Origin of the sequence: Aliiroseovarius zhejiangensis, assembly GCF_014656375.1 — a bacterium.
Classification (GTDB): Bacteria; Pseudomonadota; Alphaproteobacteria; order Rhodobacterales; family Rhodobacteraceae; genus Aliiroseovarius; species Aliiroseovarius zhejiangensis.
In genome coordinates, this window is record NZ_BNCH01000001.1 from 111,206 (window position 1) to 127,057 (window position 15,852).

Here is a 15,852-nt window from a genome sequence, read left to right on the forward strand (position 1 = left end):
AGATTGTTCTTGCCAAGCGTTACTTTCCCTCAAGTCGCGCGATGTAAAACCCATCACCCCCGTCCAGGGGGGAAAACTGTCGCTCACAGACCATGGTAAAATCGGCGTGGTGCGTCAGGAACCAATCCACCTGCCCCCGGTTCTCGGGCTGAAGAACAGAACAGGTGGCATAGGCAATCGCTCCACCAGACGAGGTCAGCGCGGGAAGTTGCGACAACACCATGCGCTGGGTCTCCAACAACGTGGCGAAACGGTCTGGCGTCAAAAGCCATTTGCCCTGCGGCGCGCGACGCCAGGAACCGCTGCCTGAACAGGGGGCATCGGCAAACACCAGATCGAAGCTGCCAAAATCGCGCAGCGTGTCCGGAGTGGATATATCTATCTTGCAACCAGCCCGCTCGGCGCGCGCTGGCAGGTCTTTCATCCGCGCTGGCGCGATGTCATGGGCCACCACTTCAGCCCCGAGCGAGGCCAGAGCCAGCGCCTTGCCGCCACCGCCCGCGCAATAATCCAGAACGCGCTGCCCCGGTTTCACCTGCAACGACTCGACAACCGCCTGCGAAGCCGCATCCTGAAGTTCCACCAAGCCTTGAAGAAAGGCTTGTGAACCACTGATTTTGCGCGGGTTTTCCAGAACTTCCAACGCTGTGGACGCCAGCGGATGCGGCTGTGCGACGATGCCCTCCTGCGCCAGCGTGCGTTGCACCTCCTCTCGCGTCGTGCGCGTGGTGTTCACCCGCAGGAACACCGGTGCGCGATGGCGCAAGGCCTCCAGCACCGCTTCGGTCTCAGGGCCAAGGCTGTCCTCGACCTGCGGCAAGAGCCAATCCGGGCAATCCAGACGTTCGGCGCGGCTGAGCGTGGCGGTCAGGCTGCGTTCCTGATCGGTCAGCGGGGCGGGTGCGTGCCCTTCACCGGTGAACAGCGTATCCGGATCGACCCCCTGTCCGCGCATCAGACCAATCATGATGGCGCGCCCGGTCTTTCCCGCGCCCAACCCCGCCGCCGAGCGCAGTCGCCGAAGCGCGTCGAAAACGTGATCACGAATGGCGGCGCGGTCTTTCGACCCGGCAAACCGATGCCGCCGCGCCCAACCGGTCAGCGCCTGTTCCGCAGGGGTGCCGGACAGATAGTCGTCCAGGATCTCGATCGCCGCAGCGACGCGGGCACTGGGCGTCACCGCACCGACCCAAAGACATCAATGTCACGCTGCAACATATTGTGTTCCCTAACCTATCCGATAATTCGGACTTTCGCGTGTAATCTGCACATCATGCACATGGCTTTCCTTCAGCCCCGCGCCGGTGATCTTCACAAACTGGCAGTTCTTGCGCATTTCGGCGACGGTGGCACAGCCGGTATAGCCCATCGCCGCCCGCAGACCGCCCACCAACTGGTGAATGACCGCGCCCGCACTGCCCTTGTAGGGCACCTGCCCCTCGATCCCTTCGGGCACCAGCTTGTCCGATGCCGCGTCTTTCTGGAAATAGCGATCTGCCGAGCCGCGCGCCATGGCGCCCAACGATCCCATCCCGCGATAGGCCTTGAACGAGCGGCCCTGATACAGGATCACCTCGCCAGGGCTTTCATCGGTGCCTGCGATCATCGAGCCGACCATCGCACAGCTTGCCCCTGCCGCAATGGCCTTGGCGAAATCGCCCGAGAACTTGATGCCCCCATCGGCAATCACCGGCACGTCGCCCGCCGCCGCGGCACAATCGCCAATTGCTGTCAGCTGCGGCACACCAACGCCTGCCACCATCCGCGTGGTGCAGATCGAGCCCGGCCCGATCCCCACTTTCACCGCATCCGCACCCGCATCGATCAGGGCGCGGGTGGCATCCCCGGTCGCGACGTTGCCTGCAATGACCTGCACGCTGTTGGATTGTGCCTTGATCCGTTTCACCGCCTCGATCACGCCCTCGGAATGGCCGTGCGCCGTGTCCACGACGACGATATCCACCCCCGCGTCGATCAGGGCCTCGGAGCGGGCAAACCCGCTGTCACCCACAGAACTGGCCGCTGCGACGCGCAACCGCCCCAGATCGTCCTTGCAGGCGGTCGGGTTCAGCACCGCTTGTTCCGTGTCCTTAAGCGTCAGAAGCCCGGTCAGCTTGCCGTCGCCATCGGTGACCAGCAATTTTTCGATCCGGCGCGCCTTCATCAGGCTTTTCGCCTCTTCCAGCTCGGCCGGTTCCTGCAGCATGGCCAAGTTGTCCGAGGTCATCATCACCTTGACCGGCGTGTCGTCATCGGTGGCAAAGCGCATGTCGCGGTTGGTGACGATCCCCACCACGCGGCCCTGTTCATCCACCACCGGAAAGCCGGTCACGCGATAGCGGTCCTGCAACTGCTTGGCATCGGCGAGCGTCTGGTCGGGGGTCAGGGTGATCGGGTTGTAGACGATCCCGCTTTCAAACCGCTTCACCCGGCGCACCTGTTCGGCCTGCTCGTCCACATCAAGGTTTTTATGGATGACACCCATGCCGCCCGCCTGTGCCATGGCGATGGCCATGCGGGCCTCGGTCACCGTGTCCATCGCCGAACTAAGCAGCGGGATGTTCATTGCAATCGTTCGGGTGACGAAGGTGGTCGTGTTTGCGGTGGACGGCAGCACATTGCTGGCGGCCGGAACCAGAAGGACGTCGTCGAAAGTCAGCGCCTCGCGAATCTCCATGGGCTTTCTCCTCGGGAGTGTTCGTTTGGCACGTCCCTATCTCATGGCGGGGGCTGTTTGGAAAGAGTGTTGCCCGACATTTCTGCGCATGGTGGGAATTTTCCAGATATGCGGGTTGGGCAACGCCTGTGTTTGACAAAGGCCGCGTCAGTCGGAAAGCTTCTGCGCAGCACATGACCAACAGGATCGGAGCATCAGATGAACGATCAGAACCGCGGCACCGCCTTTCGCGCCCTGCACCAGAAGGGCAACCCGTTCATCCTGGCCAATGCCTGGGACATCGGCAGCGCGAAGATGCTGGCGGGGCTTGGGGCGCAGGCGATCGGCACCTCGTCCGCCGCCCACGCCTTCACCTTGGGGCGGCCCGACATGGGGCATGTCAGTCGCGACGAAGCTCTGGCCCACGCGCAGGATCTGGTTGGGGCGGTGCAGGTCCCCGTGTCGGGCGATTTCGAAAACGGCTTTGGCGATGACCCCGACACCTGCGCCGAGACCGTGCGCCTGTCCTACGAAGCCGGGCTGGCCGGCATCTCGATCGAGGACACCGCCCTGCCTGCGGCGACGCCCTATGACCGCGCGCAGGCCGTCGAACGGATCAAAGCCGCCGCATCCGCCGCGCGAGCCCTGCCCGGAGACTTCGTCCTTGTGGCCCGCGCCGATGGGGTGATGAACGGCGAATACGATCTGGACGAGGCGCTGGCCCGGATCATTGCCTACGAGGCTGCGGGGGCGGATTGCGTCTATGTTCCCCTGCCCGGCACGCTGGCCGATCAGGCACGTGTCTGTGCGGCCACCGATCTGCCCGTCAACGCCTTGGCGGCGGGTCCGCTGTCACAGGTCAGCCGCGCGGATCTGGCGCAGGCTGGCGTGGCGCGTATCTCGCTTGGGTCGGCGCTGGCGCGTGTGACCCACCGGGTGATCCGTGACGCAGCTCATGCGATGTTCGACAGTGGCGATTTTTCGATGCTGGGGAAAGGTATGCCGGGGGACGAGGTCGATGCCCTTTTGACCGCCAAACCACGCTAGATGCGCGTCACATCCGTGTCATAGATCCAGCGAAACCGGTTGAACACCTGCCTGGGCGCCAGACGACCGGCCACCCGCAGCGCCCCGTGGCCCAGACGCCGCGCAACCGGGTTGGCATAGTGGTAATTGCGCGCATTCCGGCTGGCGGCGTTCACGATCTTTTCGCAGCGCGCGCGGCGCAGCTGCTGATACCTTGCCGGGCCGGCATCCGGCCCGTCACGGTCCAGACAGGCGGCCAGAACCCAGGCATCTTCGATCGCCATGACCGCGCCCTGTGCCATGAACGGCAAGGTCGGATGGGCCGCGTCGCCCAGCAACGCGCAGTGACCATAATGCCAGTTCACCGCCACCGGATGACGGAACAGGCCCCACAGATGCACCCCGTCGACCCGTTCCAGCAGGGCCTGCGCATCGTCGCAAAACCCGCTGAATGCGCGGCGCAGGTTGTCGGGGTCGTCCTGATGGGTCCATCCCTCGTCTGCCCAGGTATCGCGTTCTTCAACCGCGACAAGGTTGACCATGGTGCCGCCGCGCAGGGGATACGTCACCATATGCCGCCCCGGCCCCATATACACGGTGGCTTCCGCCGGTTCGCGACCGGTGGCCGGGACGGTCGCCCGCCATGCCACCTGCCCGGTAAAGAACGGATTGCGTGCCCCGTTCATCGCCCGGTGGGCCACCGACCGCAGGCCATCGGCACCGATGATGAACCCCATCTCCTGCGCTGGTTCGCCGACCAGTTGGACCTGCGCCGTGGTCAGGCTGGGGATCACACGTTCGACCCGCACGCCGCAGCGAATGGTCACCCCGGCGTCAAGTGCCGCATCCGCCAGGAGGTCGATCAGGTCCGCCCGGTGAAACAGCAGAAACGTCGCCCCCGGCGCCACTTTGTCGAAATTGAAATCAATCACCTCGTGGCCGGACACACCATCGCGCAGCCACACACCATGCCCGTGCACGGCCCGGTCGCGCGCAGCCTCGCCCAGACCTAAGGCCTCCAGCACGCGCACGCCATTGGGGCTGATTTGCAACCCGGCACCGACCTCGGTGATCGCAGGCGCTTGTTCCAGCACGGTGACATGCGCCCCGCGCCGGGCCAGCGCCACCGCCGCCGTCAGCCCGCCGATCCCTGCGCCAAGGATGGTCACGTCCTGTCCTGCAATCATGGTTGCACGTTCCTCTGGCGTTCACCCATCCGTCACACTTCCCCGGCTGACGTCATGGGATAGCAAAGAAAAAAGGCGCCGGGTTCACCAGCGCCTTTTGTCATGGATCAGGGCCACATGCCACGCGACAAGTGCGCCCATCGAGTGATTTTCACCGACCGAGCCTAATCGTCGCGGTGAACCTTCTCGCGGCGTTCATGGCGTTCCTGCGCCTCAAGGCTCAGCGTCGCAATGGGTCGTGCATCCAGACGTTTCAGCGAAATCGGCTCGCCTGTTTCGGAGCAATACCCGTATTCGCCCTCTTCGATCCGGCGCAGCGCCTGATCAATCTTGGCCACCAGTTTGCGCGACCGATCACGTGTTCTTAATTCAAGCGCCCGATCTGTCTCCTCCGACGCACGATCCGCGATGTCCGGGATATTCCGAGTGTTGTCTTGTAAACCTTCCAGCGTATGGCGGCTTTCGTCCAACAATTCTTCTTTCCAGGCCAGAAGCTTGCGACGGAAATATTCCGTCTGACGCGCATTCATGAACGGTTCGTCTTCGGCAGGACTATAATCGTCGGGCAGGAAAGTCTCTGCTTTCATACCAACTCCCTCAACTTACCGGACCGTAAAGACGTAACAACCAAGTTGCACCATAGGAGTCCGGCTTCTTGTGGCGCCCGTTTACACCCGCTGTTGCCGGTTGTCACTAGCCAAACCGCAGGATCAGGAAAGGTTTTCGCCAATAACGGGCAAACATCTGATATATAACAAAATCACTCGGGATTAGGATCGCCCGAACGGGTCACAGGAACACCGGGGCGCGGCGATCGGGTCATGCTGTGAAACTGTCGCAAGTGACCGCGGCCCGGAATGGCACGACCGAACCCTTGCCAAAACCCACCGGTCCCATTACTTCGCCCCGGTAAGCGCCGCCGTGACCGCAAGGGGATGACAGGATGACAAAACGCTTTGAAGGCACTGAAAGCTATGTCGCAACCGATGATCTTAAGGTTGCGGTGAATGCCGCCGTTACATTGGAACGTCCGCTGCTGGTCAAGGGTGAACCCGGCACCGGCAAGACGGAATTGGCCAAGCAGGTGGCGGGCGCCCTGGGCGCGCGGATGATCGAATGGAACATCAAGTCCACCACCAAAGCGCAGCAAGGTCTGTACGAATACGATGCCGTCAGCCGGCTGCGCGACAGCCAGTTGGGCGACGAACGTGTGCACGACGTGTCGAACTATATCAAACGCGGCAAATTGTGGGAGGCGTTCGAGGCCGATGAACGCGTCGTCCTGTTGATTGATGAGATCGACAAGGCCGATATCGAGTTTCCCAACGACTTGCTGCAAGAACTTGATAAGATGGAATTTCACGTCTACGAGACGGGTGAAACCATCCGCGCCAAACATCGCCCGATCATCATCATCACCTCGAACAACGAAAAGGAACTGCCGGACGCCTTCCTGCGCCGCTGCTTCTTTCACTATATCCGTTTCCCCGATGCCGACACGCTGGCCAAGATCGTCGAGGTCCATCACCCCGGCATCAAGCCGCGTCTGCTGACCGAAGCACTGACCCAGTTTTATGAAATCCGCGAGCAACCGGGGCTGAAGAAAAAACCGTCCACCTCGGAAGTGCTGGATTGGCTGAAACTGCTTTTGGCCGAGGATATTGACCCCGAAACCCTGAAGCGTGACGGGGCGTCCGCGCTTCCGACGCTGCACGGGGCGCTGTTGAAGAACGAACAGGATGTGCATCTGTTCGAACGTCTGGCCTTCATGGCCCGGCGCGAGGGGCGTAGCGGGCGGCATTAGCCCATTTGATCTTGACAATCGGACCATATGAACTTATCTTCTGATCAACACGACAGGAGATGCACCATGCACACCGCCCCACACCCGATCACCCCGCCCCCGGCCCGTCCGACCTCGGACCACGCGGCCGTGGCGCTCAAGGCCTATGGTCGCATTGCCGAGGCTTGGGGGCTGAAACTGGACGAGGCTGCGGCACTGGCGGATATGTCCACCTCCACCTGGAAGCGCGCGCGCAATCCCGGCTTCAAGGGCGATCTGACCCGCGACCAGATGCTGCGGCTGTCCGCGCTGGTGGGCATCTACAAATCCCTGCACCTCTATTTCGACGCGGCGATTGCCGATCAATGGATCACCCTTGCCAACACGGGTCCGCTGTTTGACGGTGCGCGTCCCATCGACACGATGATCGAGGATGGCTTGCCGCAATTCCTGCGTGTGCGCAATTATGTCGATGCGCTGCGGGGTGGGATGTGAGTAACCCGCTGCCGCTGCGATCTGTCAGCGACCGCGCGCTGGTCCGCCTGATCCCCGCCACCTATCACAAACCGCCCGTCCTGCGCGGGCTGGTCGATAGCGACGACGAAATGGCCCTGCTGGCCGAGGTCGAGGCGATGACCTCGGCCCGCCAGATCGCCGAGCGCGGGCGCGATCTGGGGGTGAACCGTCTGGAACTGGCGTGGGAACGTCGTGCTGCCGATCTTCGCATCTATGGTTTGAGCCATGTGAACGCGGCCTTCACCTATCGCCGGGCGGGCGGCAACCGATTCAATGACGAAACACGCGGCGCATGGTATTGCAGCTGGAGCGCCATGACCTCGCTGGCCGAAGTCGGGTATCACTACACGCGCGAGCTGTCCCATATCGGCATCTTCGACACCAAGGTGCGTTATGTCGAATTGCTGGCGGACTTCATCGGCGACTTCCCCGACCTGACCGGCCAGCCTGACCACCCCGCGCTGCACGAAGACCCGGCACGGGGCTATCCGCGCGGGCAGGAACTGGCCAATCGCCTGCGCGCGGACGGACAGCGGGGGTTGGTCTATCCCTCCGTGCGCCACCCCGGTGGCACCTGCCTTGTCGCCTTCGATCCCGCCGCCGTGCAGAACGTGCGCCCCGGTGCCAAGTGGGACATCACGTGGTCGGGCAGCCCGGATTTTGACGTGGTGGGGCTGTAGGCATCGATTCGGTCAACCTCGCGCCGATCAGCCCTGTCGGTCTAGTGCCACATGAAACACCCCGCACAATATATTGTTTTTCTTTACGGCTTTCCGGGAAAAGCACCCTGGATCACGCCATTTTCCTTGGTCAAACCACAACACCCCCATACACTCTGACCCTTGCCTGGGGGGGCACAAATGCGGGTGTGACGGTGTTGTTATGGGAAGCAATGCGCACATGTCCGTTCGGCCAATGACGCCGTCTGATAGAGATGCGTGGGCGCGCCTGTGGGAAGGCTACCTGCGCTACTATGAGACCGAAGTCGCCCCGGAGGTTTATGAAACCACCTTCGCCCGGCTTCTGTCAGAGGATCCGAACGAATTCCACGGGCTTCTGGCCTGCGTGGAGGATCAGCCCCTGGGGCTGGTGCATTACCTGTTCCATCGTCATACGTGGAGGATCGAGAATGTCTGCTATCTGCAAGACCTCTATGCCGACCCGTCGATGCGCGGCATGGGCGTCGGGCGGGCGCTGATCGAAGCGGTTTACGCTGCCGCCGATCAGGCCGGTGCGCCATCAGTCTATTGGCTGACGCAGGATTTCAACCACACCGCCCGCAAACTCTATGACCGGATTGGCGTCAAGACGCCGTTCATCCGGTATAGGAGGGCGTGACGATGCGAATGATGATCCTGCCGACCCTGTTGACCGCGTTCACCATCAGCGGATGTTCGATTCCGATGACCGCGAACAGTCCACGAGAGGAAGTCGCCGCCCGCCGCATCGCCCTGCCTGCAGCCCTGCCGCCGATGAAGGCCTTCGGCTCGACCCATATCATCCGGCCATCACGACCCAACAGCGTCATTGCCGGGGACTTCCTGGACCTGTCCTTCCAGTTGGAAAGCGGACGCCCCCTGCCCGTTCTGACCCGGTTCGAGGGGCCAGTGACTCTGCGCGTCACAGGGGATGCGCCGTCTTACATGACGGCAGACCTGACCCGATTGATGTCCCGACTTCGGATCGAGGCCGGGATCAATATCCGGCAAGTTGCCGCCAACGAGACCGCCTCGATCACGCTTGAGGTCATTCCGAAACGGCAACTGCAACGTCTCGTGCCCCATGCGGCCTGTTTCGTGGCACCCAATGTGGCAAGCTGGCAGGACTACAAGGCGGCGCGCGGCACCGCCCGGCTGGATTGGACACGCCTGCGCACCCGCACCCAAATGGCCGTGTTCCTGCCCGGCGATGTCAGCCCGCAAGAGCTGCGCGATTGCCTGCATGAAGAGGTCGCGCAGGCGCTGGGGCCGGTGAATGACCTGTATCGCCTGCATGACAGCGTGTTCAACGATGACAACTTCCATACCGTGCTGACCGGGTTCGACATGCTGATCCTGCGCACCTATTACGCCCCGGAACTGTCGTCCGGCATGAGCCGCGGCGACGTGGCGGCCCTTCTCCCCGCCATACTGGCACGGCTGAACCCGGCAGGTGGTGCCGGAGCGCCCCGCATGGGAGGCCGGTCCCCCGAGGCGTGGAAAGACGCCATCGCGACCGCGCTGGGCAAGGGCGCCTCGACAAACCGCCGCCGCGAAGCTGCCACCACCGCCGTCGCACTCGCCCGCAAGATGGGATGGCGCGACACGCGGCTGGCTTTCAGTCTGTTTGCCTATGGCCGCCTGCATATGCGCCAAAGCAGCCGCGACGCCTTCGCCGCCTTCCGCGAGGCCGAAGCGATCTATCGCGCCAGTCCCGAAACCGCCCTGCACGCCGCGCATATGGGCGTGCAACTGGCCGCCTATGCCCTGTCTGCCGGTCAGGCGGATCAGGCAATTGCCATCGTCAACACGCATATCGCCCCTGTGATGCGCGCCGAAAATGCCGCCCTGCTGGCCACGCTGATGATGATCAAGGCCGAGGCGCTGGACCTTGAGGGACGCCCGCGTGAAGCAGAGCTTGTCAGGCTCGACAGTCTGGGCTGGGCGCGGTATGGCTTCGGCTCGAACGAGCAGGTCGGCGCGCGGCTCAGCGAAATCGCAGCCATATCGCCGGGTTAGACGGATTGGGGCTGTTGTGACAGCCCCCGTGCAAGGGGTTTAAGCTTATGCTGGTCATTGCGGCATTTGTTTTCGGGGCATTGGTCGGGGTCATCCGCGCCCGCAAACGCGGTGGAAATCGGCTGGACATCGCGCAATATGCGGCGGTGCATGCGCTTGTGTTTGCGCTGATCGCGCTGTTCGCCTCGATCTTCATCAGCCGCTAGGTTTGCGCGATGTTCCTGCCCTTCTTTGAAAACCTCCGCGCCAACAAGGTCCCGGTTTCCCTGCGCGAATTTCTGGCGTTTCTGGAGGCGATGAAAGCCGGGCTTGTGACCTATGATATCGAAGGGTTCTACTACCTCGCGCGCGTTGCGATGGTGAAGGACGAGCGCAACCTCGACAAGTTTGACCGGGCCTTTTCCATGACGTTTGAAGGGCTTGAAGCGATCTCTTCAGAAGACATGCTGGAGGCCGTGGACATCCCGCAGGAATGGCTTGAAAAAATGGCCGAGAAGTTCCTGACCGACGAGGAAAAAGCCGAGATTGACGCCCTGGGCGGGTTCGACAAGCTGATGGAAACCCTGAAAGAGCGTCTGAAAGAACAGGAAGGGCGCCATCAGGGCGGCAAAAAGTGGATTGGCACCGCTGGCACGTCACCCTTCGGAGCCTATGGTTTCAATCCCGAAGGCGTGCGGATCGGGCAGGACAAATCCCGCCACCAGCGCGCGGTGAAAGTCTGGGACAAGCGCGAGTTTCGCAATCTGGACGATTCCGTCGAGTTGGGGACGCGCAACATCAAGGTCGCCCTGAAACGCCTGCGCAACTGGGCGCGGACCGGGGCAGACGAAGAGTTGGATCTGGACGGCACCATCCGCGCCACCGCCGAACACGGCTATCTTGACGTGAAAACCCGGCCCGAGCGGCACAATGCGGTGAAAGTTCTTTTGTTCCTTGACGTGGGCGGCTCAATGGACCCGCATATCAAGGTGGTGGAAGAGTTGTTTTCCGCTGCCCGGGCCGAGTTCAAGCACCTGGAATACTACTATTTCCACAACTGCCTTTATGAAGGTGTGTGGCGTGACAATGCACGGCGCTGGACCGATCAGATCCCCACATGGGAGGTGCTGCGGACCTATGGGTCTGATTACAAGTGCATCTTCGTAGGCGACGCCTCGATGAGCCCATACGAGATCGCCTATCGCGGCGGCGCGAACGAGCATTGGAATGATGAGCCCGGCCAGGTCTGGCTGGAGCGGGCCCGCGACCAATGGCCGGACAACCTGTGGATCAACCCGCTGCCCGAGCATCACTGGCGTTACACCCAGTCCGTGCAGATGATCAGTCAGATCTTCGAGGGCCGCATGGTGCCGATGACGCTGGAGGGGATCGAACGCGGGATGAGAGACCTGGGGCGCTGAGCGCGTGCGGCCCCGCCCTGCCCCTTCCTTTTTGACCAGAGCGGACACATATCTCATCCATGTTGAAACTGCTTCCGATCCTTCTGCCGGTTCTTTACGGCCTGGTGCTTTATCATTTCTCGGTCTGGCGCACCCATCGTGAACTGGATGCGCAATCGACACGTCTGGCCGACCCGAAGCTGAAGGCGTTGACGGACCGGATGGCGGCGGCGCTGGATATCGCGGAAATCCCCGTGCACATCTATGAAATCGACCCGGTGAACGGATTGGCCGCACCGGATGGGCGCATCTTTATAACGCGCGGGTTTTACAATGAGTATCGGCAAGGCAGGGTATCGGCCGAGGAACTGTCCAGCGTGATCGCCCATGAACTGGGGCATGTGGCGCTGGGGCACGCGCGCAAGCGGATGATTGATTTTGCCGGTCAGAACGCCATGCGCACCGTGCTTGCGATGATGATCTCGCGCCTGTTGCCGGGGATTGGCGTGTATATTGCCAACATCCTGACCCGGCTGGTGGCAGCGGGGTTGAGCCGGGGCGACGAGTACGAGGCCGATGCCTATGCCACTGCGCTCCTGATCAAGTCGGGGATCGGGGCCGCGCCGCAGAAAACGCTGTTCGGCAAGCTGGATGCGTTGACGAAATCACGCTCGGGGGTCATGCCAGCGTGGCTGATGAGCCACCCCGAGACACAGGACCGCGTTGCCGCAATCGAGAAGAACGAGGCCAAGTGGGTTCGGTAAAGTGAAGGCTTGAGGGTTGAGGTTAAGGGGCCTTGCCCCTCTGCGCATGCGCGCATTCACCCCAGGATATTTGTGGCCAGAAGAAACCCGGGTCAGAGCAATGTCTCAAGCGCCTTGCCCAGTCGCGGCAGGCGCGCTTTTTTCATCAGGCGGCGGATGGTCCAGTCTTCGCCGGACAGGGTGCGGGCTTGAGACAGAACGCGGGTGGCGACCGTCGTGATGGCGTCCGGGCATTCGTTGAGAAATGTCAGAAGAAACAGGTCGGGGCTTTCGCGGCGCAAGCCTTCTTCGGCCAGCGTATGGCGGGGGAAATCAGCGTTGTTCAGGGTCAACAGCACGTCCGCATGTCCTGCGATGGCGGCGGCCAGCACATGGACGTCGTTTTCATCGGGCAACCACAACCGTCTGAGGTCCGCGTCATGGAGCAGCACACTGGCCTTCGGCCAACGGTCGCATAGCAGTGAAATTTCTGCGCGGGCGACGCTGTCCTGATCGGGTCCAAGCTTTGCTGCCGCGCGCGCCCATTCTTCCAGGATGCGGGGCGACCACAGGGGGGTGAAGCAACCCTCTGCTGCAGCGCCAATCACCATTTCGCGCATCACGGTGGGATAAAGCACGCAGGCGTCGATCAGAACTTTCATGGCAGAAGGCGGAAGAACAGCGCCTTGAGATAGCCGCTTTCGGCAAGCTGCGGGTGCATCGGGTGGTCTGCCCCGGCAAAGCCCGTGTGGATCAATTGGCTGTTGCGCCCTGCCCGTCCGATCCCCCGGATCGACGCCGCGCGGAACTTGTCGATCGTGGCAGCGTGCGAGCAGGAACAAAGCCCAAGATAACCGCCGGGCGCCACCAGGGGGGCGGCGAGCCGAGCGAGGCGTTCATACGCGCGCAGCCCCGGTTCCAGCGCCTTTTTCGACGGCGCGAAGGCAGGCGGATCACAGATCACCACGTCGAACGTCTGGTTTTCATCAGCCAGCGCGGTCAGCATGTCGAAGGCATCGCCCTGCGCTGTGGTGAACCGGTCCTCGGCCCCCATTTGGCGCGCCCCCTCTTCCGCCAGCGCCAGCGCGGGGGCTGAGCCATCGACCGCCACCGCGTGTGACGCGCCTGCCGCAAGGGCTGCCAGCGAAAAGCCACCGACATGCGAAAACACGTCCAGCACGCGGGATCCTTTGGACAGGTCCGCCGCAAAGGCATGGTTCGGGCGCTGGTCAAAGAACAGCCCGGTTTTCTGCCCGCCCGTCAGATCCGCCATATAGGTTGCCCCGTTCATCGGCACGGCCACGGGCGCATCGGGGGGCCGCCCCAGCAGTACGGCGTTCTGGTCGTCCAGCCCCTCCAGCGCGCGGGCGCGGCCCGAAGCGTTCTTGAGAATGGTCGTGACGCCTGTCACCTGCGCGAGAGCGGCAGCCAGTTCGTCCAGCAGCAACTCGGCCCAGGCGGCATTGGGTTGGATCACGGCGATGTCACCGAACCGGTCAATGATGACGCCGGGCAGCCCGTCTGCCTCGGCATGGACGAGACGATAGAAGGGCGCATCGAACAGGGTATTGCGATGGGACAGCGCCGCGGACAGCCGTGCCGCCAGCCAGGTCTGGTCAATCACCGCATCCGGATCACGATCCAGCATCCGCGCGATGATCCGGGACCGGGGGTTCACCGCCACCGTGCCCAGCGGCGCGCGCCCGGCCTCTTCCAGCCGTGCGATGACACCTGCGCCAAGAGCTTTGGTGCGCCGATCGGTCACCAGTTCATTGTCAAAGACCCAAGGCGCCCCGTGGCGGATCGCACGCGCATTCGCCTTGGGTTTCAGGCGGATCGTTGCGCGATCAGGTGTATGCGGCTGGGCCATGTGATATCATCCCTCATATTGGTCGATTTGTGCCTAGCCTGTGCCCGCGCCCATGGAAACCCGGAAATTGGGCGTTGTTAGCGCTATCATTTCCTGATAGAAGCGCCACAAGCCCAACCAATTGTGCCATATTGATACGATCAGGAACAGGAGCGCGAACATGACCCTGAACAGCGATCTTCTGAAAGTGACCGAACGGATCATCGACCGTTCGAAGGACACGCGGCAAACCTATCTGGACAAGATCAACCGTGCCGCCGAAGACGGTCCGCGACGGGCGCATCTGAGCTGTTCGGGACAAGCGCATGCTTATGCCGGGGCTGGTCCCGATCAGGACCGGCTGGCGGAAGGGCGCGCGCCGAATATCGGGATCGTCACGGCCTATAACGACATGCTGTCGGCGCATGCACCCTTTGCGACATTCCCTGACCTGATCAAGCGTGTGGCCCGCGCGGAAGGGGCAACCGCTCAGGTCGCAGGCGGAGTTCCTGCCATGTGCGACGGCGTCACACAGGGCGAAACGGGGATGGAACTGAGCCTGTTTTCCCGTGACGTAATCGCGCTGGCCTCGTCCGTGGCGCTCAGCCACAACACTTTCGACGCGGCACTGTTTCTTGGCGTGTGCGACAAGATCGTGCCCGGTCTGGTGATCGCTGCGGCCAGTTTCGGGCATATCCCGGCGGTGTTCATCCCGGCCGGGCCGATGACCTCGGGCCTGTCAAATGACGAAAAAGCCAAGGTGCGCAATCAGTTCGCCGCCGGAGAGGTGGGCCGCAAAGAACTGATGGCCGCCGAGATGGCGGCTTATCACGGCCCTGGCACCTGCACGTTTTACGGCACCGCCAACACCAATCAGATGCTGATGGAGTTCATGGGGCTGCACCTGCCCGGCGCGTCCTTCGTCACGCCGCATACCGACCTGCGCGATGCGCTGACCGCCGAAGGCACCCGCCGCGCGCTGGCGATCACCAGGGATGGGCCGGCAGGGTTTACTCCGGCAGGTCATGTTCTGGACGAAAAGGCCTTCGTGAACGGGCTGGTGGGTCTGATGGCGACCGGCGGGTCGACCAACCTTGTGTTGCACCTGCCCGCGATGGCGCGGGCGGCAGGGATCATATTGACGCTGGAGGATTTCGCCGACATTTCGGCCATCGTGCCCTTGATGGCGCGGGTTTATCCCAACGGACTGGCCGACGTGAACCATTTCCATGCGGCGGGTGGCCTTGGCTATATAATTGGCGAATTGCTGGACGTGGGGCTTCTGCACCCGAACGCGACGACCATCATGGGCGACCTGAGCGCCTATACGCAGGACCCGAAACTGGATGGGGACCGCGTGCGCTGGGAACCCGGCCCGCGTGAAAGCCTGAACGACAAAATTCTGCGCCCGGCCACTGATCCGTTCCAGAAAACCGGGGGTCTTGTGCAATTGTCGGGCAATCTGGGACAAGGCGTGATCAAGGTCTCGGCGGTCGATCCGGAACGCCATATCATCGAAGCCCCCGCCCGCGTGTTCCACGATCAGGACAGCGTGAAAACCGCGTTCAAAGCTGGAGAGCTTGAGGGCGACATGATCGTTGTCGTCCGCTTTCAGGGGCCGCGCGCCAACGGAATGCCGGAACTGCACGGGCTGACCCCCACCCTGTCGGTTCTGCAGCAGCGCGGCCAGCAGGTGGCGCTGGTGACCGATGGGCGGATGTCCGGCGCATCCGGTAAGGTGCCTGCCGCTATTCACGTCGCCCCCGAAGCCGCCGATGGTGGCCCGATTGCGCGCATTCGCGATGGCGATATCATTCGGCTGGACGCCGACCGCGGCACACTTGAGGTTCTGACCAAAGGTGCCATGGATCGCCCCGCCGTGCAGGTGGACCTGAGCGCCAACACAGACGGCATGGGCCGTGAACTTTTCGAAACCTTCCGTCGTGCGGCCCGCCCTGCGACCGAAGGCGCCAGCACCCTGTCTTGAAGGAGACCG

General features: G+C 62.6%; 16 protein-coding genes. 10 read left to right on the forward strand and 6 right to left on the reverse strand.

The genetic code is table 11. The annotated features are described in order from the left end of the window. Positions 1–19: 19 nt before the first annotated feature. The gene (locus IE188_RS00505; protein WP_191284524.1) at positions 20–1,180 is read right to left on the reverse strand and encodes an RsmB/NOP family class I SAM-dependent RNA methyltransferase; all 1,161 of its coding nucleotides are present in this window, start codon (positions 1,178–1,180) and stop codon (positions 20–22) included. Between the two features lie 48 nt (positions 1,181–1,228). After that, complete coding sequence (gene guaB / locus IE188_RS00510; protein ID WP_191284525.1) at positions 1,229–2,677, reverse strand: IMP dehydrogenase; 1,449 nt, start codon at positions 2,675–2,677, stop codon at positions 1,229–1,231. Between the two features lie 198 nt (positions 2,678–2,875). Between guaB and IE188_RS00515 the strand changes: the two genes are divergently transcribed. Beyond that, positions 2,876–3,703, forward strand: coding sequence for an isocitrate lyase/PEP mutase family protein (locus IE188_RS00515; RefSeq protein WP_191284526.1), 828 nt, complete (start codon positions 2,876–2,878; stop codon positions 3,701–3,703). On the opposite strand, the gene IE188_RS00520 is transcribed toward IE188_RS00515, so the two are convergent. Next, entirely contained in the window at positions 3,700–4,869 is a 1,170-nt protein-coding gene (locus IE188_RS00520; RefSeq protein WP_191284527.1) for an FAD-dependent monooxygenase, read from the reverse strand. The genes IE188_RS00515 and IE188_RS00520 overlap by 4 nt on opposite strands. Positions 4,870–5,033: 164 nt before the next feature. Then, positions 5,034–5,456 carry an RNA polymerase-binding protein DksA gene (gene dksA, locus IE188_RS00525; RefSeq protein ID WP_191284528.1) on the reverse strand — a complete coding sequence of 141 codons (423 nt, stop codon included), beginning with the start codon at positions 5,454–5,456 and terminating at the stop codon, positions 5,034–5,036. Between the two features lie 356 nt (positions 5,457–5,812). Here dksA and IE188_RS00530 point away from each other — a divergent pair, with 356 nt between their 5' ends. The 8 genes from IE188_RS00530 to IE188_RS00565 all read left to right on the forward strand — a co-directional run bounded on the left by IE188_RS00530 (position 5,813) and on the right by IE188_RS00565 (position 12,028). Beyond that, positions 5,813–6,673, forward strand: a complete 861-nt coding sequence (locus IE188_RS00530) for an AAA family ATPase (RefSeq protein WP_191284529.1) — start codon at positions 5,813–5,815, stop codon at positions 6,671–6,673. Between the two features lie 66 nt (positions 6,674–6,739). Next, positions 6,740–7,147, forward strand: coding sequence for an antitoxin Xre-like helix-turn-helix domain-containing protein (locus IE188_RS00535; RefSeq protein WP_191284530.1), 408 nt, complete (start codon positions 6,740–6,742; stop codon positions 7,145–7,147). Positions 7,148–7,155: 8 nt separating this feature from the next. Further along, entirely contained in the window at positions 7,156–7,848 is a 693-nt protein-coding gene (locus IE188_RS00540) for an RES family NAD+ phosphorylase (protein ID WP_407648168.1), read from the forward strand. A 220-nt stretch (positions 7,849–8,068) separates the two neighbouring features. Further along, on the forward strand, positions 8,069–8,506 hold the full coding sequence (locus tag IE188_RS00545; RefSeq protein ID WP_229836364.1) for a GNAT family N-acetyltransferase: 438 nt from the start codon (positions 8,069–8,071) through the stop codon (positions 8,504–8,506). A gap of 2 nt (positions 8,507–8,508) precedes the next feature. Continuing rightward, a complete protein-coding gene (locus IE188_RS00550) occupies positions 8,509–9,885 on the forward strand; it encodes a DUF2927 domain-containing protein (protein WP_229836367.1) in 1,377 nt (458 codons plus the stop codon). 47 nt (positions 9,886–9,932) lie between these two features. Next, entirely contained in the window at positions 9,933–10,091 is a 159-nt protein-coding gene (locus tag IE188_RS00555) for a hypothetical protein (RefSeq protein ID WP_191284532.1), read from the forward strand. Positions 10,092–10,100: 9 nt separating this feature from the next. Next, entirely contained in the window at positions 10,101–11,285 is a 1,185-nt protein-coding gene (locus IE188_RS00560; protein WP_191284533.1) for a vWA domain-containing protein, read from the forward strand. 59 nt (positions 11,286–11,344) lie between these two features. Then, the gene (locus IE188_RS00565; protein WP_191284534.1) at positions 11,345–12,028 is read left to right on the forward strand and encodes a M48 family metallopeptidase; all 684 of its coding nucleotides are present in this window, start codon (positions 11,345–11,347) and stop codon (positions 12,026–12,028) included. A gap of 92 nt (positions 12,029–12,120) precedes the next feature. Here the strand turns inward: IE188_RS00565 and IE188_RS00570 are convergent, their stop codons facing one another. Together IE188_RS00570 and IE188_RS00575 are read right to left on the reverse strand one after the other, a co-directional pair. After that, entirely contained in the window at positions 12,121–12,669 is a 549-nt protein-coding gene (locus IE188_RS00570; protein WP_191284535.1) for an RSP_2648 family PIN domain-containing protein, read from the reverse strand. Continuing rightward, on the reverse strand, positions 12,666–13,877 hold the full coding sequence (locus tag IE188_RS00575) for an RSP_2647 family RNA methyltransferase (protein WP_191284536.1): 1,212 nt from the start codon (positions 13,875–13,877) through the stop codon (positions 12,666–12,668). Before IE188_RS00575 ends, IE188_RS00570 begins: the two co-directional genes overlap by 4 nt. Before the next feature lie 160 nt (positions 13,878–14,037). On the opposite strand from IE188_RS00575, the gene edd reads away from it, so the two are divergent. Further along, complete coding sequence (gene edd / locus IE188_RS00580) at positions 14,038–15,843, forward strand: phosphogluconate dehydratase (RefSeq protein ID WP_191284537.1); 1,806 nt, start codon at positions 14,038–14,040, stop codon at positions 15,841–15,843. The last annotated feature ends 9 nt before the right edge of the window (positions 15,844–15,852 follow it).

Bases quoted from the DNA above. Each gene is read 5' to 3' on its own strand.
- guaB (WP_191284525.1), bottom strand. From the start codon at position 2,677: ATGGAGATTCGCGAGGCGCTGACTTTCGACGACGTCCTTCTGGTTCCG.
- IE188_RS00515 (WP_191284526.1), top strand. From the start codon at position 2,876: ATGAACGATCAGAACCGCGGCACCGCCTTTCGCGCCCTGCACCAGAAG.
- IE188_RS00520 (WP_191284527.1), bottom strand. From the start codon at position 4,869: ATGATTGCAGGACAGGACGTGACCATCCTTGGCGCAGGGATCGGCGGG.
- dksA (WP_191284528.1), bottom strand. From the start codon at position 5,456: ATGAAAGCAGAGACTTTCCTGCCCGACGATTATAGTCCTGCCGAAGAC.
- IE188_RS00530 (WP_191284529.1), top strand. From the start codon at position 5,813: ATGACAAAACGCTTTGAAGGCACTGAAAGCTATGTCGCAACCGATGAT.
- IE188_RS00535 (WP_191284530.1), top strand. From the start codon at position 6,740: ATGCACACCGCCCCACACCCGATCACCCCGCCCCCGGCCCGTCCGACC.
- IE188_RS00545 (WP_229836364.1), top strand. From the start codon at position 8,069: ATGTCCGTTCGGCCAATGACGCCGTCTGATAGAGATGCGTGGGCGCGC.
- IE188_RS00550 (WP_229836367.1), top strand. From the start codon at position 8,509: ATGCGAATGATGATCCTGCCGACCCTGTTGACCGCGTTCACCATCAGC.
- IE188_RS00555 (WP_191284532.1), top strand. From the start codon at position 9,933: ATGCTGGTCATTGCGGCATTTGTTTTCGGGGCATTGGTCGGGGTCATC.
- IE188_RS00560 (WP_191284533.1), top strand. From the start codon at position 10,101: ATGTTCCTGCCCTTCTTTGAAAACCTCCGCGCCAACAAGGTCCCGGTT.
- IE188_RS00565 (WP_191284534.1), top strand. From the start codon at position 11,345: ATGTTGAAACTGCTTCCGATCCTTCTGCCGGTTCTTTACGGCCTGGTG.
- IE188_RS00570 (WP_191284535.1), bottom strand. From the start codon at position 12,669: ATGAAAGTTCTGATCGACGCCTGCGTGCTTTATCCCACCGTGATGCGC.
- IE188_RS00575 (WP_191284536.1), bottom strand. From the start codon at position 13,877: ATGGCCCAGCCGCATACACCTGATCGCGCAACGATCCGCCTGAAACCC.
- edd (WP_191284537.1), top strand. From the start codon at position 14,038: ATGACCCTGAACAGCGATCTTCTGAAAGTGACCGAACGGATCATCGAC.